Origin of the sequence: Haloarchaeobius pelagicus (genome assembly GCF_051207375.1) — an archaeon.
Taxonomy (GTDB): Archaea; Halobacteriota; Halobacteria; order Halobacteriales; family Natrialbaceae; genus Haloarchaeobius.
Genome location: NZ_JBPJZD010000002.1, coordinates 792562 through 813190, shown reverse-complemented (window position 1 = coordinate 813190; position 20629 = coordinate 792562). Strand labels below are relative to the sequence as shown.

At 64.8% G+C, this 20629-nt stretch carries 22 protein-coding genes; 12 read left to right on the top strand and 10 right to left on the bottom strand.

All coding sequences use genetic code 11. From position 1 onward, the window contains the following. Positions 1-8: 8 nt before the first annotated feature. Positions 9-446 carry a hypothetical protein gene (locus ACSC1S_RS16640; RefSeq protein ID WP_435365267.1) on the bottom strand — a complete coding sequence of 146 codons (438 nt, stop codon included), beginning with the start codon at positions 444-446 and terminating at the stop codon, positions 9-11. A gap of 164 nt (positions 447-610) precedes the next feature. Between ACSC1S_RS16640 and ACSC1S_RS16635 the strand changes: the two genes are divergently transcribed. Both ACSC1S_RS16635 and ACSC1S_RS16630 read left to right on the top strand, forming a co-directional pair. Continuing rightward, the gene (locus tag ACSC1S_RS16635; protein ID WP_435319938.1) at positions 611-1789 is read left to right on the top strand and encodes an aspartate kinase; all 1179 of its coding nucleotides are present in this window, start codon (positions 611-613) and stop codon (positions 1787-1789) included. Between the two features lie 114 nt (positions 1790-1903). After that, positions 1904-2932, top strand: coding sequence for an LLM class flavin-dependent oxidoreductase (locus ACSC1S_RS16630; protein WP_435365266.1), 1029 nt, complete (start codon positions 1904-1906; stop codon positions 2930-2932). Positions 2933-2997: 65 nt separating this feature from the next. On the opposite strand, the gene ACSC1S_RS16625 is transcribed toward ACSC1S_RS16630, so the two are convergent. Further along, the gene (locus ACSC1S_RS16625; protein WP_435365265.1) at positions 2998-4017 is read right to left on the bottom strand and encodes an NADP-dependent oxidoreductase; all 1020 of its coding nucleotides are present in this window, start codon (positions 4015-4017) and stop codon (positions 2998-3000) included. Between the two features lie 166 nt (positions 4018-4183). Between ACSC1S_RS16625 and ACSC1S_RS16620 the strand changes: the two genes are divergently transcribed. The 3 genes from ACSC1S_RS16620 to ACSC1S_RS16610 all read left to right on the top strand — a co-directional run bounded on the left by ACSC1S_RS16620 (position 4184) and on the right by ACSC1S_RS16610 (position 6992). Further along, a complete protein-coding gene (locus ACSC1S_RS16620) occupies positions 4184-4963 on the top strand; it encodes a PHP domain-containing protein (RefSeq protein WP_435365264.1) in 780 nt (259 codons plus the stop codon). A gap of 143 nt (positions 4964-5106) precedes the next feature. Then, on the top strand, positions 5107-6450 hold the full coding sequence (locus ACSC1S_RS16615) for a tryptophanase (protein WP_435365263.1): 1344 nt from the start codon (positions 5107-5109) through the stop codon (positions 6448-6450). A 53-nt stretch (positions 6451-6503) separates the two neighbouring features. After that, on the top strand, positions 6504-6992 hold the full coding sequence (locus tag ACSC1S_RS16610) for a hypothetical protein (RefSeq protein WP_435365262.1): 489 nt from the start codon (positions 6504-6506) through the stop codon (positions 6990-6992). Between the two features lie 191 nt (positions 6993-7183). Here ACSC1S_RS16610 and ACSC1S_RS16605 read toward each other — a convergent pair whose 3' ends face one another. Then, positions 7184-7843 carry a metallophosphoesterase family protein gene (locus ACSC1S_RS16605; RefSeq protein ID WP_435365261.1) on the bottom strand — a complete coding sequence of 220 codons (660 nt, stop codon included), beginning with the start codon at positions 7841-7843 and terminating at the stop codon, positions 7184-7186. Positions 7844-7929: 86 nt separating this feature from the next. Here ACSC1S_RS16605 and ACSC1S_RS16600 point away from each other — a divergent pair, with 86 nt between their 5' ends. Together ACSC1S_RS16600 and ACSC1S_RS16595 are read left to right on the top strand one after the other, a co-directional pair. Beyond that, entirely contained in the window at positions 7930-8784 is an 855-nt protein-coding gene (locus tag ACSC1S_RS16600; RefSeq protein ID WP_435365260.1) for an SDR family NAD(P)-dependent oxidoreductase, read from the top strand. Continuing rightward, positions 8784-9743 carry a patatin-like phospholipase family protein gene (locus ACSC1S_RS16595; RefSeq protein WP_435365259.1) on the top strand — a complete coding sequence of 320 codons (960 nt, stop codon included), beginning with the start codon at positions 8784-8786 and terminating at the stop codon, positions 9741-9743. Before ACSC1S_RS16600 ends, ACSC1S_RS16595 begins: the two co-directional genes overlap by 1 nt. A gap of 1 nt (position 9744) precedes the next feature. Here ACSC1S_RS16595 and ACSC1S_RS16590 read toward each other — a convergent pair whose 3' ends face one another. Both ACSC1S_RS16590 and ACSC1S_RS16585 read right to left on the bottom strand, forming a co-directional pair. Then, positions 9745-10326 (bottom strand): IMP cyclohydrolase, encoded by a 582-nt coding sequence (locus ACSC1S_RS16590; protein ID WP_435365258.1) that lies wholly within the window; start codon positions 10324-10326, stop codon positions 9745-9747. A gap of 75 nt (positions 10327-10401) precedes the next feature. Then, positions 10402-11076 (bottom strand): DUF2306 domain-containing protein, encoded by a 675-nt coding sequence (locus ACSC1S_RS16585; RefSeq protein ID WP_435365257.1) that lies wholly within the window; start codon positions 11074-11076, stop codon positions 10402-10404. Between the two features lie 207 nt (positions 11077-11283). On the opposite strand from ACSC1S_RS16585, the gene ACSC1S_RS16580 reads away from it, so the two are divergent. Next, a complete protein-coding gene (locus ACSC1S_RS16580; protein WP_435365256.1) occupies positions 11284-12045 on the top strand; it encodes a hypothetical protein in 762 nt (253 codons plus the stop codon). 5 nt (positions 12046-12050) lie between these two features. On the opposite strand, the gene ACSC1S_RS16575 is transcribed toward ACSC1S_RS16580, so the two are convergent. The 4 genes from ACSC1S_RS16575 to ACSC1S_RS16560 form a co-directional block, all read right to left on the bottom strand. Then, positions 12051-12425: a hypothetical protein gene (locus ACSC1S_RS16575; RefSeq protein WP_435365255.1), complete on the bottom strand. Its 375-nt coding sequence runs from the start codon at positions 12423-12425 to the stop codon at positions 12051-12053. 13 nt (positions 12426-12438) lie between these two features. Continuing rightward, a complete protein-coding gene (locus ACSC1S_RS16570; protein WP_435319923.1) occupies positions 12439-12609 on the bottom strand; it encodes a hypothetical protein in 171 nt (56 codons plus the stop codon). A gap of 38 nt (positions 12610-12647) precedes the next feature. Beyond that, positions 12648-12836, bottom strand: a complete 189-nt coding sequence (locus ACSC1S_RS16565) for a hypothetical protein (protein ID WP_435365254.1) — start codon at positions 12834-12836, stop codon at positions 12648-12650. 78 nt (positions 12837-12914) lie between these two features. Next, entirely contained in the window at positions 12915-13058 is a 144-nt protein-coding gene (locus ACSC1S_RS16560) for a hypothetical protein (RefSeq protein ID WP_435319921.1), read from the bottom strand. A gap of 175 nt (positions 13059-13233) precedes the next feature. Here ACSC1S_RS16560 and ACSC1S_RS16555 point away from each other — a divergent pair, with 175 nt between their 5' ends. The 3 genes from ACSC1S_RS16555 to ACSC1S_RS16545 all read left to right on the top strand — a co-directional run bounded on the left by ACSC1S_RS16555 (position 13234) and on the right by ACSC1S_RS16545 (position 17092). Then, complete coding sequence (locus ACSC1S_RS16555) at positions 13234-14406, top strand: outer membrane protein assembly factor BamB family protein (RefSeq protein ID WP_435365253.1); 1173 nt, start codon at positions 13234-13236, stop codon at positions 14404-14406. Next, on the top strand, positions 14399-15613 hold the full coding sequence (locus ACSC1S_RS16550; protein ID WP_435365252.1) for an outer membrane protein assembly factor BamB family protein: 1215 nt from the start codon (positions 14399-14401) through the stop codon (positions 15611-15613). Before ACSC1S_RS16555 ends, ACSC1S_RS16550 begins: the two co-directional genes overlap by 8 nt. A 492-nt stretch (positions 15614-16105) precedes the next feature. Then, positions 16106-17092, top strand: a complete 987-nt coding sequence (locus tag ACSC1S_RS16545; protein ID WP_435365251.1) for an HNH endonuclease — start codon at positions 16106-16108, stop codon at positions 17090-17092. 18 nt (positions 17093-17110) lie between these two features. On the opposite strand, the gene ACSC1S_RS16540 is transcribed toward ACSC1S_RS16545, so the two are convergent. Then, a complete protein-coding gene (locus ACSC1S_RS16540) occupies positions 17111-18304 on the bottom strand; it encodes a homing endonuclease associated repeat-containing protein (protein WP_435365250.1) in 1194 nt (397 codons plus the stop codon). A gap of 216 nt (positions 18305-18520) precedes the next feature. Here ACSC1S_RS16540 and dptF point away from each other — a divergent pair, with 216 nt between their 5' ends. Continuing rightward, positions 18521-20629: a DNA phosphorothioation-dependent restriction protein DptF gene (dptF, locus tag ACSC1S_RS16535; RefSeq protein ID WP_435365249.1), complete on the top strand. Its 2109-nt coding sequence runs from the start codon at positions 18521-18523 to the stop codon at positions 20627-20629.

The window sequence follows — 20629 nt, the reverse complement described above, 5'->3', positions numbered from 1 at the left end:
GTCCACCGTCAGTCGTCGCTCCCGAACCGGTACCGGAGCGTCTGCTTGTGCTCGAAGCGCGGCCCCGTCCCCTGCCGCTCGAAGCCGGCCTGTTCGGCCGCGACGGCTGCTGGCGACCCCTCGTCGGTGACGAGCAACTCGACGGCCATTCCCTCGGTCCGGGCGAACCGCAACGGCTCCTCCAGCAAGCGTTCGCATGCAGCCTCGGTGCCGCCCAGCTGGGTGATGTGGACGGTGTCCGTCGCGGCGTCGAAGCTCACGAACCCGAGCAGTTCGGGTGTGTCGGTCTCCTCGACGTCGGCGTTCGGGTCGTTCACCTCGATTCTTTCGTCTTCGGCGACTCTCACGGTTCGGTCGTGGACGAGATTACGCATCACGTCCGTCGGTGCATCGGCGATGGCGGCCAGCGCGGGGGCATCGGCCTCCACCGCGTCCCGTACGTGCATCGGTCACACCTTGGACCCGATTCGGTATAAAACATGACAACGGTTCCCCGGTCGCTCGTGGCACCTTCCACTCGGCGGCAGGTTTTTCCCACGAGGGACATAGTTATGCCGCCGACGAGGAAAGGTGGTGGTATGAACCGATTTCGCACCGACGAGGTGAACGTATGCGAGTAGTCGCGAAGTTCGGTGGGACGAGTCTCGGCAGCGGTGACCGGATCAACCGCGCCGCGGACTCCGTCGCCGCCGCCGTCCGCGAGGGCCACGAGATCGCCGTGGTCGCCAGCGCGATGGGTAACACGACCGACGACCTGCTCGACGAGATTACCTTCGAGGCCGACGAGTCCGACCGCGCCGAGATCGTCAGCATGGGCGAGCGGACCTCGGTCCGGATGCTCAAGGCCGCCCTCACCGCCCGCGGTATCGACGCCGTGTTCCTCGAACCCGGGCACCCGGACTGGCCGGTCGTCGCCAACGAGAACGGCGAGGTGAACGTCGAGGAGACGAAAAAGCGCGCCGCCAAGATCGCCGCAGAGCTCGACGGCGTCGTCCCGGTCATCACCGGCTTCCTCGCCGAGACCATGGACGGCCACATCACGACGCTGGGTCGCGGTGGCTCGGACACCACGGCCGTCATGCTCGGGAAGTACTTCGACGCCGACGAGGTCGTCATCGTGACCGACGTCGAGGGCGTCATGACCGGCGACCCCCACGTCGTCGAGGGTGCCCGGAACGTCGGCCAGATCTCGGTCGACGAACTCCGCAACCTCTCCTTCCGCGGGGCCGAGGTCGTCGCGCCGTCTGCCCTCTCCTACAAGGACGACAACCTCGACGTTCGCGTCGTCCACTACCAGCACGGCGACCTGCTCTCGGGCGGGACCCAGATCACCGGCGAGTTCAAGCACCTCGTCGACATGCTCGAAGAACCCCTCGCCTGTCTCACCATCGCGGGCCGGGCCATCCGCAACCAGTCCGGCGTGTTCCACCGCCTCTCCGAAGCCCTGGCTGAATCCGACATCAACATCGACGCGGTCGCCAGCGGCATGGACTCCATCACCTTCTACGTCGACGAGAAGGAGGCCGAGCGCTCCGAGAACATCCTCCACCGCGAGGTCGTCGAAGACGAGATGCTCTCGTCCGTGACCGTCGAGGACAACATCGCCGTCGTCCGCATCACGGGCGGGGAACTCCCGAACCAGCCCGGCGTCATCGCGGGCATCGTCAACCCGCTCGCCGACGCGGGCATCAACGTCCACGACATCATCACCAGCGCGACCAGCGTCGCCATCTTCGTCACCTGGGACGACCGCGAGCAGACGCTGGAGATCCTCCAGAACCTGTACTGAAGCGCAGGTAGTCGTTTTCTGAGCTCCGACGGGACTGTTCTCTCTCGGACGACTAGCGCCGGGTGAATCCACTGCTAGCCAAACCGTTTTCACTCGCAGTCGCAGAACCCGGATATGGACCTCTCCCTCGTCGACCTGTCGCCGGTCCCGGACGGCGGCACCGCGACCGACGCCTACGCGAACACCGTCGAAATCGCACAGCAGGCAGAGCGACTCGGCTACTCGCGGCTGTGGGTCGCCGAACACCACGGCATGGCAGACGTCCTCGCAGGCACGACACCCGAAGTCTTGCTCGGCCATCTCGCCGCCGAGACCGACTCGATACGCCTCGGCTCGGGAGCGGTGTTGCTCAATCACTACAGTCCGTTCAAGGTCGCAGAGCAGTTCGGGGCGCTGGACGCACTGGCTCCCGGCCGTATCGACGCGGGCCTGGGCCGGGCGAACGGCTCGCCGGCTGTCGACCGCGCCCTCGGCACCGAACGGCACGTCCAGAATCCCGACGAGGACCACGCCGAGAAGATCACGGCCGTCGTCAACCATCTCTACGACGACTACCCTGCAGAACACGCCTACAGCGACATCCAGATTCCCCGGTCGGGTGCCGCCGAACCCGTGCCCTGGGTGCTCGGGTCGAGCCCGTCGAGCGCAGCGCTCGCCGGCGAACTCGGCTTACGGTACTGCTTTGCGGCGTTCATCCGGCCCCAGTTCGCCACGCACGCGTTCGAGCAGTACCGCGAGCACTTCCAGCAGTCGGAGCTGGCCGGCGGTATCGACGAACCACAGGGGATGGTCGCGGTGAACGCGGTCTGTGCGGAGACCGACGAGAAGGCAGCGCGGCTCCGGGCGGTGGCAGAGGCATCGTACAAACGGATGGAACGTGGCGTCATCGGCACCACGCCGTCCATCGAGGAGGCCATCGACGAACTCGGCGGTGTGCCCGAGCCGACCCCTGCCACGCTGGATGCCGACGAGTGGCCGCGGGCGATATCCGGGAGCCCCGAAACGCTCTCCGGCCTGCTCGAACAGCTCACCGAGCGCGTCGGCGTCGACGAAGCGATGATTCAACACGTCGTCGCAGACCACGACGACGCACTCCGCTCGCACGAACTCCTGGCCGACGGCGTCGGACTCACGCCGCCCTGAGAGACCATCGCCTCTCGTTCGAGTACGCCCAGTCCGCTCTCAGAAACGGTACCGACCGGTTGGTGCTACTCCGCGGGCGGCGACACCTGCACCACCTGCTTCCCGATGTTGTCGCCGGAGAAGAGACCGAGGAACGCGTCTGGCGCGTGTTCGAGGCCTTCCACGACCGTCTCCCGGTGGGCGAGCTCCCCGCTGGCGACCCACGTCGCCAGTTGCGTACTGGCTTCACCGAACCGCGTGACGTAATCGCTGATGAGGAGTCCCTGTACCTTCGCTCTGGGCGCGATGAGCATGGGGAGTTTTCGCGGCCCCATCGGGACGCTCTCGTCGTTGTAGTGGGAAATCTGCCCGCAGACGGCGACCCGGGCATCCAGGTTGAGCTTCGTGAAGACCGCGTCCGTAATCGGTCCGCCGACGTTGTCGAAGTAGACGTCGACCCCGCCGGGGGCCGCGTCGTCCAGTGCCGCGCCGTAGTCCTCGGTGGTCTTGTAGTTGACTGCGGCGTCGAAGCCGAGGTGCTCGGTGAGCCACTCGGTCTTCTCGTCGGAGCCCGCGAAGCCGACCACTCGGCAGCCGTTCAGCTTCGCGATCTGGCCGACGACGGACCCGACGGCCCCGGCAGCCCCGGAGACGACGACCGTCTCGCCGGGCTTCGGTTCGCCGACCTCGAGTAAGCCGAAGTAGGCCGTCCGTCCGGGCATCCCGAGAACCCCGAGATACGCCGGAAGGCCCGCAACGTCTGTGTCCACTGGTGCGACGTCGTCCGCATCCAGGAGACTGTAGTCGGCCCAGGTCCCCTCGCCGGTCACGAGGTCACCGGCGTCGTACTGGTCGCTCTCGCTCGTGACGACTTCACCGACGATGCCGCCTTTCAGTACGTCGCCGACGTCCCACGGCTCCGCGTACGATTCCCTGTCTCGCATCCGACCGCGCATGTACGGGTCCACCGAGAGATAGCGGACGCGCACGAGGAGTTCCCCCGGCGCTGGCTCCGGGACGTCGTCCTCTCGCAGTTCGAAGCTGTCGGCGTCCGGCTCGCCTTCGGGCCGCTCCGCCAGATACCACGCTCTGTTGGATTCGTCCATGGCCTTGCTCGGTGTGTCGGACGGATGGGCCTTCCGTCCCCGGAAGTCGGTCTGCCTTGCCCAGACCTGTAGTGTCTCGCCTTCGGAGCGGCGATGCTCGACGCCGCGACACTCGACCCGGCGACGGCCCCGCAAGCTAAAATCACGTCGGGGCCGAAGACACTGTGTGAGAGATTTCCACGTCCATTCGACCTACTCCGACGGCCGCTTCCTCACGCAGATGGTCTACGCTGCGACACAGGCCGGCCTCGAGGGAATCGGCTTCGCGGACCACTGTAACGTCTCGCAGCGAGAGGACCCCCGGACGTTCCGGGCGGCGTACGGCTTCAACCTCGACATGACCTACGAGCGCCGCCGCCACGGCATCGAGAAGGTGCGCGAGCGGGCCGACATCGACATCTACGACGCGGTCGAGATGGACTACGACCCGCGTGACGAGGCCGAGATTCGCGCGTTCCTCGACGAGGCGAACTTCGACTACGTCATCGGGAGCGTCCATGCGGTCGGCGAGTACAACGTGCAGGCACCGCCCCAGTTCGAGGGCCTCTCAGATGACGAACTCGACGCCTTCGTCGACGACTACTTCGACGCGCTGGTCGCACTCGCCGACTCGGAGTTGTTCGACATCGCCGCGCACCCGGACCTCATCGAACGTACCGAACCCCTCCGCGGGCGCGCCACGACCGAGCACTACGAGCAGGCAGTGCAGGCATTCGCCGACTCCAGAACGGTCCCCGAAATCAATGCGGGGCGCGCCCTCGTCGACGAGGGATTCGTCCATCCCGACCCCGAGTTCCTCGACATCCTCCACGAGCACGACGTGGCCGTCACGATAGGCACGGACTCACACCGCCCGAACGAGATCGGCGAGCGCGCAGAGTTCCTCGAGTCGTTCCTCGCCGAGCGGGGAATCGAGCCGGTCGGGCCGCCGAAACTGGCCGACTGAGGCCGCGTTCGTCGTCCACTCAGGCCGCTGGTGTCGACTCCTGTTCCCGCCTCCCCATCTTCGTACATCCATCGGTGATTCTGTCGACTCGGGGCCAGACAGCGCCAATTAGGACTTTCACATTTTCGCCCCTCAGTGGACCTATGACAGCGTACAAATCGAAGATGGTCGAGCGCATCCATCTCCCCGCCCGGGAGGAGCGCGAGGCCAACCTGGAAGCGGCCGGCTACAACGTGTTCAACCTCGACTCGGACTCGGTGTTCATCGACCTCCTCACCGACTCCGGGACGGGGACGATGTCCGACCAGCAGTGGGCTGCACTCATTCGCGGCGACGAGTCCTACGCCGGGGCGCGCAGTTTCCACAACCTCGAGTCCGCTGTCGAGGACGTGATGGGCTTCCCGTACGTCGTCCCGGCCCACCAGGGCCGCGGCGCGGAGAACATCCTCTACGGCGCACTCGTCGACGAGGGCGACACGGTCCTGAACAACACGCACTTCGACACGACGCGGGCCCACATCGCCAACCAGGGCGCAGACCCCGTCGACTGCCCGGTTCCCGAGGCCCGCGACCTCGACGCCGAGGGCGACTTCAAGGGCAACTTCTCCATCGAGGAAGGGCGCAAGGTCGTCGAGGAGGTCGGCGCGGAGAACGTGCCCGCGGTCGTCCTGACCATCACGAACAACTCCGCGGCGGGCCAGCCCGTCTCGGTCGAGAACACCCGCGAGGTCCGCGAGTTCTGTGACGAGATCGGGGCGACGTTCGTCCTCGACGCCTGCCGGTTCGCCGAGAACGCCTACTTCGTCACCCAGCGCGAGGCGGAGTTCACCGACTCGTCGGTCGCCGAGGTCGCCCGCGAGCAGCTTTCGTACGCCGACGCCGCGGTCATGTCCGGTAAGAAGGACGGCCTCTCGAACATCGGCGGCTTCGTCGCCTGCAACGACGAGACCCTCTTCGAGCAGGTGAAACAGCGCGGCATCCTCTACGAGGGCTTCGCCACCTACGGCGGGATGTCCGGGCGCGACATCGAGGCGCTCGCCGTGGGTCTCCGCGAGGCCGTCGAGGAGGCATACATCGCCGACCGCGTCGGACAGGTCCAGTACCTCGGGCAGCTCATGGCCGAAGAAGGCCTTCCGGTGTTCCAGCCCATCGGCGGCCACGCTGTCTACCTCGACGCGGGCGAGTTCTTCCCGCACATCCCGGCCGAGGAGTTCCCCGGCCAGGCGCTCGTCTGCGAACTCTACCGCGAGGGTGGCGTCCGCTGTGTCGAGCTGGGGAGTTTCGCGTTCCCGGACAGCGACCGGCCCGAGCTGGTGAGAATGGCCGTCCCGCGCCGGACCTACCACAAGGAGCACATCGAGCACATCGTCGAGACGGCGAAGGAGGTCTGGGCCCACCGCGAGGAGGTCACCGGCCTCGAAATCACGAAGGAGCCCGAGATGAAGGAGATTCGGCACTTCACGGCGGAGCTCGAACCGCGGGCCTGAGCCGGCATACACCAGGGTTTCTTCACCTATCTGTCGGAATGTAATCGCACCCCGTGAGACGAAGAGACCTCCTCCTCAAATCTGGCGCTGTCGTCGGTGCAGGGACGCTGACGTACCTGGTACTCGAACCCCGGTCGTTCGTCGCTCGATACTCGACGCGCGAAGTCACCGGACGTAGCCCCATCTTCGATATCGAGGATGACCTGCCACTCGAACGAGGAACGACCGCGTCGTTCCTCGCGAACTCTCGCTCCGAACTTGCAGCACAGACAAAGCCCAACTCGCGGGTTCTCGACGACTACGATTCGAGACAGGGAGTCGAGTTCGCGACCGTGGTGGTGGTCGTCCTCCCGAAATGGAGCCAGATTCTCGTCGACTCGATGGACGTCGAGGACGGTACGGTCTCGTATCGTATTCAGCAGCTGGTGGAACCTGAAGACGAGGACGCCGAACTCGCGTACCATCGGATGGTCCAGTACTGGACCCGGGAGAGGCCCTGGCCCTCGGAACCGACCGATGTTCACATCGTGACTAACGAGTAGCCGCCCGACGGTCTGCAAGCAGCCGACTTGTGCTGGTGGGCATGACCGCCCCCGATCCGCACCACACCCTCCCCAGCCGACTCCTTTCACTCCACTTCGTTTCGTTCCAGTCGTCCCTCGCGCGACTCCTCGACAGCCCTCACTGTCGTTCGGGACTGTCGAGCGCGCGCGCCAGTGGTGAAAATTCGACCCTACTCGCCTTTCGCCAGCCGGGTCGCCAGTCGCTCCGGCAGGCCCGCTTCACGAATCCGTTCCTGGACGGTCTCGATGTCGTACTCGACCCGGCGTTCTTCGACCTCGCCCGAATCCATGTCGAGCACCGAGTAGGCCGCCCGCGGGTCGCCGTCGCGTGGCTGGCCGACGCTGCCGGGGTTCATCACGACGCCCTCGGCGAACTCGGCGGTGTGCTGGACGTGGGTGTGGCCCAGGATGAGGACGGCTTCGCCCCGCAGGAGGTTCGGGGCGAACTCGTGGGGGCGGGTGTAGTGGTCGGGGTCGTCGGGGTGGCCGTGGACGATCTTCACGTAGCCGTCGCACTCGCGGCGTTCGTCGGGGAGGTGGCCGAGCCACTCGATGTGTCGGTTCTCGAGCTGTTTGCGGCTGTATTTCACCCCGGCCTGGGCCAGTTCGTTGAAGCTGAAACGGGTGTCGCGGGCGACCGCCCGGTCGTGGTTGCCCATCACGGTCGGCACGTCGCGCTCCATCAGGACGTCGACGCACTCGGCCGGGGAGGGGCCGTAGCCGACGACGTCGCCGGCACAGAGCAGCCCGTCGACCGGCGGCATGTCCCCCAGGACCGCGTCGAGGGCGACCTTGTTCCCGTGGATGTCCGAGATGACGCCGAACTTCATGTATTATGACAGAAGCTCCAGCAGTATAGTTCTCACCGTGGCGGGTGGACCTAGTTTCTTGGTAACCCGGCGCGCACTTCCGGGCGATGGCGGACGATTCCATTCAACCGGCAGAGTTGCGTCGCGAGGACGTCCTGACAGTCGACGACGATCACTTCACGACGGATTCCGTCGCTATCGTGACGGGTGCGGGGTCCGGCATCGGCCGGGCGACGGCCGTCGCACTCGCGGCTAACGGGCTCACCGTCGCCGCGACGGACATCGACGAGGAGGGCCTCGCGGAGACCGTCGAGGAGGCCGAGCGCTGCGAGGTCGAGGGGACGGTCGAGACGGTCGTAGGGAACCTCACGAACGACGACGACATCGAGCGAATCGTCGCGGAGTCGGCGGAGTACGGCCAGGTTCGCTACCTCGCGAACATCGCCGGCCTCCAGCACATCGACCCGCTCCCCGAGTTCCCGATGGAGAAGTACGACCTGATGCACGACATCATGCTCCGAGCCCCGTTCTACCTCTCGAAGCTCGTCATGCCCCACATCCGCGACACCGACGACCAGGTCGGGGCTATCGGGAACATGGCCTCGATTCACGGCCACATCGCCACCCAGGACAAGGCGGGCTACATCACCTCGAAGTTCGGCCTGCGGGGGCTCACGCAGTCCATCGCGGCCGAGGGTGAGGGCACCCTGCGGGCGTTCACCATCTCGACGGGGTACGTGAAGACGCCCCTCGTCACCGACCAGATTCCAGATACTGCCGAGGAACGCGGTATCTCCGAGCGCGAGGTCGTCGAGGACGTGATGCTCGGCGATGCGCGGGTCAAGGAGATGATGGAGCCGGTCGAGGTCGCGAACCTGTTCGTCCTCGGCTTCTCGAAGCACGGCCGCCACTTAGACGGCGGCGACCTCACCTGGGACGGCGGGCACCTCACCACCTACTGATGGGGACCCGCGTCGCCATCGCTTGCCAGGGCGGTGGGAGCCACACCGCGTTCACCGCGGGGGCGCTGAAGTGCCTCCTCACGGAGTGTGAGGACGAGTACGAGGTCGTCGGCCTCTCGGGCACCTCGGGCGGTGCGGTCTGTGCCGCGGCCGCGTGGTACGGCCTGCGCTCCGAGGAGCACACGCCACAGGGGTTGCTCGACGACATCTGGGCCGACCTCACCGCCGATTCCCCGACCGACCGTTTCCTCAACGACTGGGTCGTCATGAGTTCGGCCGTCGAGTCCAGCGGCTTTCCGACGGTGAAGGTCAGCCCCTACCAGAACCCGATGGCGCGGGCCGGCCAGCGACAGTTCCAGCGCCTGCTCGACCGCCACATCGACTTCGACCGCTTCCCCGACCTCGCCACCGGCGATGCCCCCCGGCTCGCGGTCGGGACGGTCAACGTCACTGCGGGGGAGTTCGAGACCTTCTGTGACGACGAGGTCGATTCGACGGCCATCCTCGCCTCGGCGGCTATCCCGGACCTCTACCCGGCGGTCGAGATTCACGGCCACACTCACTGGGACGGGCTGTTCTCGCACAACCCGCCCATCCGCGACCTCTTCCACCTTCCCGCCGAGCGCAAACCCGAGGAGCTGTGGATCATCCAGATAAACCCCCAGCGCATCGAAGAGGAACCGAAGAGCCTCCGGGAGATATACGACCGGCGCAACGAGCTCTCGGGGAACATCTCGCTGAACGAGCAGCTGCACTTCATCGAGAAGGTGAACGCCTGGATAGAGGAGGGCCACCTGCCCGAGACGGACTTCCAGAAGACGGAGATACACCGCATCGCCATCGACGAGCAGTTCTACGCCTCCTCGAAGCTCGACCGGTCACCGGAGTTCCTCGAAGAACTGGAGCGACGGGGGCACGACAGGGCCAGCGAGTTCTGCGAGGCCCGTCGCGAATCCTGACTTACTCGGCGTTCTCGACGGCCAGCTCGAAGCCGTCGCCGGCACGCGAGAGACCGGCCGCACACACCGCGTGCTCGTAGTCCGCGTCGTACACTTCGGCGGCGGCCTCGGCAGCGGTGTCCGAGTCCAGCGTGTACGTGGTCGGCGCGTCCTCCTCGTAGGTCGCCACGAGTGTCGGCTCCTCGACCTGCTCGACGATGAGGGCGTCCTTGCGGACGATGCCGATGAACGCCTGCCCGTCGTCGGTCATGATGCCGGCGATGCGGGGCGTGTTGTAGTCGTCCTTCTCGTAGTCGAGCGCCAGCAGGGACTGCGCCAGGGCGTCGCGGGCAGGGTAGCCCATCGCGAGCTTCTCGGCGGCGGGGTCGACGTGCGAGCCGTTACCCAGCACTGCACCGTTCTCCGTGACGCGCACGCAGTTGTACGCGATGTACGGGTTGTCCGTTTCGGGGGCGTCTTCGGTCGGGCCGACGGTCAGGGTGTCTGCACCACGGGCCGAGACCTGCCGGTTCGGGAAGGACCGGGAGGAGACTCGATACGCGCTGACGTCCGGGCCGACGACGATGAATCGTCCGATGTACATACACGAGTGTGCACACATTCGGGGTAAGAAGATGTCGATGTATGCACGGTGGGGCTACTTTCGGCGACTGAACCCTCAGTCCGCGCTGGCGGGGCGCTCGGTGCCGAACTGCTGTCTGTACTGCCGGGCGGTGTACCAGATGGCGATGCCACCGACGAGCGTCGGGGCCAGCCAGCGTGCGATGGTCGGCAGGAACGTGAAGTTGACCGTGCCGAAGGCGGTCACGGTCGCGATGTAGGCCCCACCCATGCGCTGGAGGTGCTCGAAGAACCACTCGCGGGGTTCGGCGGTCTCCGACCGGAAGCGCTGGACGTCCTGGGCGGCGACGACGGTCGCGATGGCACCGAAGACGAACATGACGATGGCGAACGCCTGGCCTTCGAGGTAGAACCAGCCACCCATGGCCACGAGGCCGATGCCCGAGAGGCCGAACAGGGCGACCGCGATCCAGTCCTCGGTCTCGGCGCGGTCGGCGGGGCGCTTGCGCGACAGCACCCGGTAGCCCGAGTACGCGAAGTAGAAGCTGAAGATGGCGACCAGGCCCAGGAAGATGCGGCCGATGGACTGCTCGATAGCCAACAGCACCAGTGCCGTCGTGGAGACGACGGCCATCCCGTAGACGTAGGTCCGACCGAGGCGACGGTGACGGCGACCTCCTTTCTCGGTGACGATAGCCCCGGCCCCGGTGAGCAGTGCGACGAAGCCGGCGAAGATGTGGACGCCGAGAACGACGGACTCGATTGTATTCATATCACCCACACAACTGTTGGAATCATAACTATATCGGTAAGGGTTTCCGGGAGTTCGGTGGGGGCAGTGCTGGCCGACGAGTTTCATCGCGTACTCACTGTCCAGGGGTCCTGCCGGGCCGAGTCGACACGCTCGCTGCCACATCCACTTTCACTTTCACCCCGCCCATGGCTCGAGTTTACCCGGCTGACGGCTGTCGGTTTTGCCATGCAGGACACCCAGCAGGTCTCCCGGTTCACCGCCACCGTCGACGCGACAGTCCTCGACGCGAAGCTCCAGATTATCGACGCCATCGCCGACGAAGCTTTGTTCCAGCTCCGCGAGGACGGGCTGTTCGTCCGGGTCATCGACGCGGCGGAGGTGGCGATGGTCGAGAGCGACCTCCCCGCCGCCGCGTTCGAGCAGTACGAGAGCGACGGGGGGATGCTCGGCATCGACATCGGGAAACTGGCCGAGGCGGTCGCGCTCGCCGACGCCGACGACCCCGTCATCTCGCTCGCACTCGACCCCGAGGCGCGCAAGCTCACCATCGACGGCGCGGACTTCTCCTACGCCATCGCGCCGCTGCACCCCGACAGCGTCCGGAACGTCCCCGATGTGCCCACGGCCGACCTCCCGAACCAGTTCACCATCGAGGCGAGCGACCTCCAGCGCGCCATCAGTGCCTGCGCCCGGCTGGCGAACACGGTTCGCGTCACGGTCGACCCCGACGCCGAGACGGTCAGCTTCCGCGCCGAAGCGGACGTGGACGACCTGGAGTTCACCTACGACCGCGACCGACTCCCTGCTCTCGACGCGGCCGCCGAGACGGAGACCATCCTCTCGCTCGACTACACGGACAGGATCGTCTCGGAGATGGCTGGCGAGGTCACCATCCGACTCGGCGAGGAGAAACCGGCGTTCTTCGCGTTCGAGCGCGACGGAATCTCGGTCCAGAACATGGTCGCACCGCGGTTCGTCCGGACCTGAGGGGGTCAGCCGGACTGCTGGCGGGCCCGCCGGGCGTCGGGGACCGGCCGCAGGACCCCGAAGACCAGCCGGTGACCCCCGAGAGCGACGCCCAGCCCGACCAGCATCGCGGGCACGACGCTCGTCGGCACCGTCTCGGTGCTCCAGCCAACCACGAGGGCGAGGATCCCGAGGGTGCCGACGCCGACAAGCGCCCACATCCCGGTCCGGCTCCGGTCGGAGGCGGCGGCGAGGACGGTGGCGAGGACGGCGACCGCGACACCGACCCATACGTACTCAACCGGGTTCGCGACCGAGCCGGCGACCACGACGCCGGTACCGACGTTCGTCAGTGCGATGACGAGGTCGAGCGTGACGATTCGCTTCGCTATCTCGTCCATGAGACCGAGATACTCACGCCTTCGCGCCGGCGACACCACTTCCGATGGCGGCACCGCAGTGGTTGCAGGCCACGAGGTAGAACCGCTTGGAGGCCTTGAAGAAGCCGGTCGTGGCGTCCATCTCGACGAACTCGACGTCCGTCTTCTCGGAGAGCTCTGTCTCGCATTCAGGGCAGTGTGCCATATTCCTCCCTTCTGACTGGTATGATAAATGTCTTTTTCTCAGACGGCACCGCCGCCGCCGGCCTTCGCGCCGGCCACGCCGCTCCCGAGCGTCTCGCCGCACTCGGCACAGCTCGCGACGTAGAACCGCTTGGAGGCGGCGATGAAGCCGGTCGTCGCGTCGGTCTCGGTGAACTCGACGTCAGATGCGTCCGCGAGGGTCGTCTCGCAGGCGGGGCAGTGGACCATACCGGCCCCTTTCGTGTCCAGAAACAAACAGCTTGTGGTCGGTTCCGGCGCGATACTGGCTGGTGGCGACGGTGCCGACTACAGCCCGACCAGGTCGTCGAGTTCCACCTCGGTCACGCGGCCGCCGCAAGCCGCGCACTCGTCGACGCGCTTCGGGGCGGCACCGCCTTCCATGTGGAGGTTCCCGCAGTCGGTACACACCTCGAATTCTGATTCGAGCATACGGGAACCGATTCGCTGGCGAGACCGTTGGCTGTGGGGCCAAGATAGCAAGGGTCGCTATGCAGGGGCGTCGTCGTCCCGTCGCGCGTACAGCACGCCGAGAGCGGTGGCGGTCCCATAGACTGGTCGGGTAGCGTGACAAGACTGATACCGCTCGACTCGGAAGCCCGAACCGATGCCCTCCCTCTCGCGACGCGACGCCCTGAAGAGCCTCCCCGCGCTCGCGGTCGGCCTCGCCGGCTGTAGCGCCCTCGCCGAGGAGGACCACGACAGCCCCGTCTCCACTGCGTGGCAGACGAAGCAGTTCGACCCGGTCCCCGGCGCACAGCCCGACGGCGGCCCCCTGCTCGTCGGGTCCCGGAGTCCCTTCAACAACGACCCGATGCTGAGTGCCCTCGACCCCGGAACCGGGGAGGAGCGGTGGACGGTCTCCGGCAGGGACGGCCGCGGGTCCCCCGTGGCCGCCGACGACCGCTTCGCCTACGTCTTCTCGAAGGCCGAGCAAGCCCTCGCCGTCGACTTCGCGACCGGCGAAATCGTCTGGAAGACGAACGTGGGACCGGTCGACGAGGCCGACCCCGGCGTCGTCGAGTTCGCGCCGGTCCCCGCCGGCGAGCAGGTGTTCGTCCCCATCTCCGGCACCGAGGACGACGTGCCCGACCGTGTCGAAGGCCTCGCGAAAGCGAACGGTGACACCCGGTTCGCCCACGACCTCTCGGCGTCGCTCGCCGGTGCGCCAGCTCGCGATGGCGCGGGCCTCGTCGTCCCACTGCTGGACGGGACGCTCCGCCGAATCACCGCAGACGGGACCGAGGACTGGCGGCTCGATTTGGGCGCAGCGATGTCCGACGTGGCGGTCGCCGACGGGACTGTCTACGTCGGCAGCGCGACCGAGGAACTGCTCGCGGTCGATGCCGCGACCGGCGAGGTGCAGTGGCGTGCTCCCCTCGAGAACACCGTCTTCACCCGCCCGCTGGTCGCCGGCGACCGCGTCTACGTCGCGGCGGCCGACTACTACCTCTACGCCCTCGACGCCGGGAGCGGCGAGCGACTGTGGCGGTCCGAGGCGGCAAGCGCGTTCACGTCGGGCCCCGTCATGGTCGACGACCGACTCGTGACCATGGTCGGCGGCCAGGTGAACCAGCGCGGCCCGAGCGGGACGGTCCCGTTCTTCCCCGATGCCGTGTACGTCCACGATACGGCGGGCAAGCAGGTGAACGAGTATCGGTTCGAGGGCTACCAGGACGGCGGCAGCCCGATGTGGGTCGCCCGCATGGGCGAGGCGGTCTACGTCGGCCAGGAGCGGTCGCTCTCGCGGGTCAGTGAGGAGGTGTTCGACGATGCGTAACCCACTCTCCCGCCGCGAGGCGCTGGGTGTCATCGCGGGCACCGGCTCGCTCACGCTCGCGGGCTGTGTCTCGTCGGTCCTGCCCGGCAACAGCGTCGACCCCGTCTGGCGACGCGACCTCGACCGGTCGAGAGGTGCCTCCCCGCCGACCGTCGGCGGCCAGCACGTCCTCGTCGGCGGGCAGGACAAGGCCCTGTACGGGCTCGCGCTCGACGACGGGACGACCCAGTTCCGCGTCGAGACCGGCGGCCCCATCGAGGCCCGTCCCGTCGCGCCCGACTCCGGCGGCCCGTACCACGTCCACAGCACCGACGGCGACCTCTACACCGTCGCCCAGTCGGGCGACCGCCGCTGGCACGTCGAGGGGCTGCACGAACGCGGCGTCCTCGGCCGGTACGGTTCGCTCGTCGTCGACCTCGACCTCACCGACGACCTGCTCCGTGGCTACGACGTGAAGACGGGCGAACGACGGTTCGAACGCGAGCACGCCGGTTACCGCCCACCCGAACAGGCCGGCGACGCTATCGCGGTCGTGTTCCCGGCCGAGACCGACGACCACCGCCTCGCGGTCCTCTCGCAAGCCGGGAGCGTCCGGTGGGAGACCGAGCCGTCGCGGCTGTACCCGGCCGTCGGGGCAGACAGCCGGCTGCTCGTGGCGTCCCGCGGCCCGGACGTGACTGGCTACGACCCGGCCGAGGGGACCGTCCGGTGGGAGACGACCGTCACCGGTCGCGACGGATTCGACACCGTGCGCCTCGGCTCGCTCGTGTACCTCCACTCCTTCCACGGGACGTCCGAGAACGAGGTCGTCGCGCTGGACCGTCAGACCGGGGAGATTCGCTGGCGACGGACTGCTGGCTACCGCGTCACAGCCGTCGAACCGACCGACGATGCCGTCTTCGTCGGCAGTGAAGTCGACGACCCGGACGGCGGGATACTCGCCCGCGTCGACTGCTTTGGGAACGATGGAACTCGTCGCTGGAAGACGACGACCGAAATGCCATCACTGGAGCGGCTGGTGGTGTCCGGTGACGCGGCCGTGGCCGCCAGCAACCGGTCGCTGACCGCACTCGACTGGGAGACGGGAAAGACGCGCTGGACCTACGAGGCGGACTCCCACGGGCGGGTCGCGGTCGCCGGCGCACCCGACGGGGTGTACGTCTCGAACATCGACCGCGGGAAGGTCGCGAAGCTCCCGACCAGTTGATGACGCTGTTACTTTCCCCCGATCAGTTTCGGGTCTGAGCTAGGATGACATGTCTGACGATACCTGCCCAGTCCTCCCTTGCGTGGAACTATCCGAGTCTGAAGCCAACGAGAATCACACATTCGGATTCTAACGGCTCCTCGGCTGTCCAAACGCTCAAATTCCCTGTCTGGGATGGTGACCTGCCGAACTGTAGGTGAACTGATTGTCAGAGGACAAAATGGATAATAGGGAACGCAATCAACGTGACTCGGCAGGCTTGTCCTCAAGTAAACTGTGTATGGACGAAAGTACCCTAATCGAGAGATGAAACCGATTCTGAAATCTCGTGTCACGACCATTCGGTCCGATTCCGGGCGCCTACCCGTGTCTGTCTGTGAACTGATGTGACGATGCCATTGCATACCTGCTCGGAACCGACGGCTCGTGACGTGTCGCCTCCCTGGATGGAGGGAAACGACCAAGATCGCTCGCTTTCTCGTCTGTCACACCGTGGCACAGCACCGACTCAAGAGCATCGTGCCCCTGTTCGGCGGGGGCGATCGCTACGTGGATACCCTCGACGACGTGCTCCAGTTCGTCGACGACCACCAACCCACGACGGACGAACTCGTCGGCTGGCACCGCGGCACCTTCGCGAACGTCTCCAGCCGCGATTCCATCATGCGACGGGTCCGCTACCTCCAGCAGGTTGGTTTCCTCCAGAAGACGGACCGTACGTGGGCGCTCGGGGCGGCTGGCGAAGAGTACACCCGTGACTACGCCACGGAGACGCTCCTCCGCATCATGTGCGACCGTAACGTCGGCCTCCGGAGCCTCCTCTACGCGCTCACCCTGGCTCCCATGACAATCGCGGAGATCAGCGACCAGCAACTCGACACGCACCCTGGACTGGGCTGGAGCCGCGACCAGCCCGACATGGCGAAACAACGCGCCAACTGGCTCCGCAGCATGGGCCTGGTCGAGAAACACGACAGCGAGTACGAACTCACCGACACAGGCCGACGGTTCACCGAGACCGCAGTCGCCGAATGGGCAGACTCCGACTGGACATCCCAGTCTGGAGCGGACGACCAGACCGCCGGCACCTACGAGACAGTTGTCCACGCCCGCGCTATCGACCCCGAGTTCCGTGCAACCGTGCTTTCGCGCTACGACTGTACCTGCCCCGTCTCCGATGTCGATCATCCTGGCCTGCTGGACGTCGCGCACGTGCTCTCCTGGGCCGACTACCCCGATCACCGCGCCGACCTCTCGAACGTCCTTCCGCTCAGCAAGACCCACCACGCCGCCTTCGACCGTGAACTCTTCACTATCGATTCGGACTACAGACTCCACGTGAACCCGAGCTTCGAGACGCAGAGCGACATTTTGCAGGAGACGATTCTCGACCGTGAGGGCGAGCGACTTTCTGTCCTCGACGGCCATGTCGACTCTGCATTTCTCCGGACCTACAACGCATCGCTCGAATGGCTCTAACCTCCCACCAAAAGGTGGTCAGACATCGAACCCTGCCTCGCGAAGTGCGGCGTTGATACTCCCGAACTCGTCGCGATATGCCAGGAAGCCGAAGTCGGTGTATTCGTCGATATCTTCGGCCGTCGGTACGCGACCCAGGGACTGGACGGTCCCCGTGAGCTGAATGATCATCTTCGTGGTGTCATGGTTTCCAGCCGAGACGTCCCTACTTCCCGTCTCAGCTGTCGTTGTAGACTCACTGGACATCCACTCGAGCCCTGTGTTTCCCTCGGTAATGCTCTCGATATTTTCTTTGACGTACCGTTGTTCGGTTGCAATCTCTCGTGGATTCGGTAAGAGTCGATCAGTACCGAACAGGGCGCAGGATGGACATACCTGTAGTGTCCGGCCGAGTTCGATAGACCACGAATCGAGCCCGGAGTCGAATCGTTCTCGGCACACGTCACACACGTTCGAATCGTCTGCATGCCCGTCGAACGAGAACTCGTTCAGGAGTCGTGCGAGTATCTCGTACTGGTCGGCGGCGGTTTCATAGTGTTTGACAGCGTCCTCGTACGATGATTTCTGGAACGCCCGATCGCCCTCTGCAGTGGCCATTCTGGCAGCCACCACGAGCTCGTGGAGTGAACGATGTGCCTCCGAGAGATCGAGACTCTGCTGGCGGACGCGGACCTGCTGGAGCCGTCGCTCAAGTTCTGGAACGCGAGCTGGAGCGGCGTCGACTGCCACCGACCGCGCTTGGCTCAGTCGTTCGGCAGCAGCATCATACGCCTCTGCTGCATCCTCCTTCGCACCGAGGTGAGCCTCCTCGCCCGCGTCGAGCGCGTTCGATGCCTGGTCCACCAGCTCGTCGATACGCTGGACCTCTGCTGCTGTTTCGGCTTCCGCAATCATCGATAGGAGCGCTCGTGCCCGTTCTTGGTTCTCCTCACCGTCTCTGAGCAGGTTTGTCTGTTGTGCGTGCCAGAGAGCGTCTTCCAGTGCGTCGACTGCCTCTTCGAACTTCCCGTGGTCCAGTAACTCCTGACCGTCCTGTTCTAACGTCTCACTTCGCTTCCGATGCACGTCGCCACGATATTCGTCTGCGTCTTTGTATCCGAGTGTCGCCCAGGAGTGGTTGTCGTCGTCAGTTTGCTCGACGTGGGATACGAGTTCGTGGATCGTCCCTCGTGCTGAACACGTCTGTACCGGACACGGTTCCTGTGTCGTCATTGAACGCTTCCAGCGTTTGAAGGTCCTTCCTCGTGCGCCCGAGTCATGCCACACATACCTTGTCTGGTTACACGCACGAACTTTACCTTCTTTGGGTAAATTTAACAAACCGATATTTTCAATTTGACCGTTTTCACTTGATCACGGTTCGCGGTATCGACTGAACACCTGATCGCCTTTCACATTTATATGGTTTCGATCACACCTGCTATGCAGATGAACGAACGGCAGAAGATCGTTCGACGTGCCCTGCACGACTACTGTCAGGACACACAAAAACGGACGATAACGAGGCCTGAAGTGCTGCAGACTGTGGTTCCGAGGCTAGAGGAGGCGTTCCCCGACGCTGAAGCGTATGGAAATACGGTAAATCAAGTTCTGAAACAACTGATCGACAGTGGAGAAGTCGAGGTTCTATCTAGTGGACAATATAGAGTTCTCCGATCAGCCGACCGGACGACAGAACAGTCCGACAGTGACGGACGATCACCAGCGTCCGAATCTGATACCGAACAGCCATTGTCGAAGCCGACTGCATCGACTGACGGGTCAGGGAGCCAGATGGCAGAGACGACTTATCGAGGTCAAACTGGGTCCGATCTGGAAGAGAAGACGCTCTACGAGCTCCTTCGGTCGTGCCAGATGGGAGAGGCAGGGGCGATCGTTGGTGGTCATCTCGACCGAAACGACCTTCGAAAACAGCTGTACGTCGAAACCGAAGAAGACGAGGTCGTTACGGAATTTTTCGCGGAAAACTACGAAGAAGACGGAAAACACCTGATCATCACTGGCAGTGCCGGGGACGGCAAGAGTGCACTGCTCTCGCGAGCGTTCCGGAAGGCACAGGAGCTGGACGTCGGCATCGAACCAGGGCACATCCACATGGACGCGACTGCCTCAGAGGGTAAACAGCAAACCTACGACGACACCCTATCTTCGTTTCTCGATGCAGTCTCGCAGTGCCTCGATGCAGGTCGTGGGCCGCGAACCGGCCTCGCGATCAACCTTGGGCTGGCGATCGATTTCTTCGAACGACAGGGGTACGGCGACGAGTTTGGGCGGATCTGGGACGCTATCGATGCCGTTCGAAACACGGCGCACCACGAGACTGACGACATCGTCGTGATCAACCTGAGCCACCGTTCAACGTACAGTACTGCCCCGCATGAACTGGGTCGGGGCCTGCTCGAAGACATCGTAGAGAAGTTCGCTTTTGAGCGCGAAGAGAGTCCGTTCCACGCCGCCTACGAACGGGCGGAAGAGCGATGTCCAGCTCACGACGAATGCCCGCTCCACTATAACGCGCGCCATTTCGCAGACCCGGAGATCCGAGAACAGGTGGTCGAACTAATCGCAGCAAGTGGGCTGATTAACAACGTCTACCTCAACCCGCGGGAGATCCTTGACGTTATCTCGAAGATGCTCGTCCCGGAGTCGATGCAGAACGTCAGCGAGAAAGCGGGTCAGTGTCCAGTCGGTCGATCCACGCAGTACAACAAGCAGTGGGACTCTTCGGTTGTCATCTGGAACTCGGTGTTCGAGCGACTGGCGACACACGAAGACCGTCAGGAAGGATATCTGGATCCCGCTGCACAGGCTGACAAGCGGGCTGACGAGTTAGTGCTCGAATGGAACGCCGGTTCCGGCGCACTTGACGCGACACTCGGGGACACACCGGCGATGTCGTCCAAGGACCTCGACGACCGCGTCCGAACTGCACTCAGAAAGCAGTACCTCTGTGGAGACTCCTCGGTGACGACTGCCCGTGACTGGAGCTGGTTCACCGAATTCACTGGCGCACTCTCGTTCTTCGATACGTTACCGGATGAAGACTCGAACGTCCCGCCCCGGTATGCAAGCGAGTCCGTGCAGACCGTTACGAAAGCGCTCCGCGGATGGACCGGGAGCTCGGACCACAACGGCGACTGGATCGAGTTCGTCGACGGTATCAAAGGAGAGTACAAGTTCCTCTCGAAGTGGGAGAAACCCACCCCTGACAAGGAAGCCTCACGCCAGCAGACGGCCGAGGAGACGATCCCGGGACAGTTCTGGATTGTACTCAAACCCGGGGTGACAGAGCTCGTCATCCCGGTACCGGTTACGTTCGAACTCTATCTGTTGATGAAACGGATCAGCCGAGGGTATAGCCCCAATGCACGAGACATCGAGCGGTCCGAGGGGATACGGCTCATCCACTCTCGCCTATCCGAATTCACGGACAAGAAGGACACCGTCCGCGTGCAGAACAAATCTGAAGAAGATGTACTGGAGATCTCCCGTGACACCTTCGGGACGATCAAACTCGACGTAGCGGAGGGAATGTGA

Excerpts from the sequence above, each read along its gene's own strand:
- ACSC1S_RS16640 (WP_435365267.1), bottom strand. The coding sequence starts at position 446 with ATGCACGTACGGGACGCGGTGGAGGCCGATGCCCCCGCGCTGGCCGCC.
- ACSC1S_RS16635 (WP_435319938.1), top strand. The coding sequence starts at position 611 with ATGCGAGTAGTCGCGAAGTTCGGTGGGACGAGTCTCGGCAGCGGTGAC.
- ACSC1S_RS16630 (WP_435365266.1), top strand. The coding sequence starts at position 1,904 with ATGGACCTCTCCCTCGTCGACCTGTCGCCGGTCCCGGACGGCGGCACC.
- ACSC1S_RS16625 (WP_435365265.1), bottom strand. The coding sequence starts at position 4,017 with ATGGACGAATCCAACAGAGCGTGGTATCTGGCGGAGCGGCCCGAAGGC.
- ACSC1S_RS16615 (WP_435365263.1), top strand. The coding sequence starts at position 5,107 with ATGACAGCGTACAAATCGAAGATGGTCGAGCGCATCCATCTCCCCGCC.
- ACSC1S_RS16605 (WP_435365261.1), bottom strand. The coding sequence starts at position 7,843 with ATGAAGTTCGGCGTCATCTCGGACATCCACGGGAACAAGGTCGCCCTC.
- ACSC1S_RS16600 (WP_435365260.1), top strand. The coding sequence starts at position 7,930 with ATGGCGGACGATTCCATTCAACCGGCAGAGTTGCGTCGCGAGGACGTC.
- ACSC1S_RS16595 (WP_435365259.1), top strand. The coding sequence starts at position 8,784 with ATGGGGACCCGCGTCGCCATCGCTTGCCAGGGCGGTGGGAGCCACACC.
- ACSC1S_RS16590 (WP_435365258.1), bottom strand. The coding sequence starts at position 10,326 with ATGTACATCGGACGATTCATCGTCGTCGGCCCGGACGTCAGCGCGTAT.
- ACSC1S_RS16585 (WP_435365257.1), bottom strand. The coding sequence starts at position 11,076 with ATGAATACAATCGAGTCCGTCGTTCTCGGCGTCCACATCTTCGCCGGC.
- ACSC1S_RS16580 (WP_435365256.1), top strand. The coding sequence starts at position 11,284 with ATGCAGGACACCCAGCAGGTCTCCCGGTTCACCGCCACCGTCGACGCG.
- ACSC1S_RS16575 (WP_435365255.1), bottom strand. The coding sequence starts at position 12,425 with ATGGACGAGATAGCGAAGCGAATCGTCACGCTCGACCTCGTCATCGCA.
- ACSC1S_RS16570 (WP_435319923.1), bottom strand. The coding sequence starts at position 12,609 with ATGGCACACTGCCCTGAATGCGAGACAGAGCTCTCCGAGAAGACGGAC.
- ACSC1S_RS16565 (WP_435365254.1), bottom strand. The coding sequence starts at position 12,836 with ATGGTCCACTGCCCCGCCTGCGAGACGACCCTCGCGGACGCATCTGAC.
- ACSC1S_RS16560 (WP_435319921.1), bottom strand. The coding sequence starts at position 13,058 with ATGCTCGAATCAGAATTCGAGGTGTGTACCGACTGCGGGAACCTCCAC.
- ACSC1S_RS16555 (WP_435365253.1), top strand. The coding sequence starts at position 13,234 with ATGCCCTCCCTCTCGCGACGCGACGCCCTGAAGAGCCTCCCCGCGCTC.
- ACSC1S_RS16550 (WP_435365252.1), top strand. The coding sequence starts at position 14,399 with ATGCGTAACCCACTCTCCCGCCGCGAGGCGCTGGGTGTCATCGCGGGC.
- ACSC1S_RS16540 (WP_435365250.1), bottom strand. The coding sequence starts at position 18,304 with ATGACGACACAGGAACCGTGTCCGGTACAGACGTGTTCAGCACGAGGG.
- dptF (WP_435365249.1), top strand. The coding sequence starts at position 18,521 with ATGAACGAACGGCAGAAGATCGTTCGACGTGCCCTGCACGACTACTGT.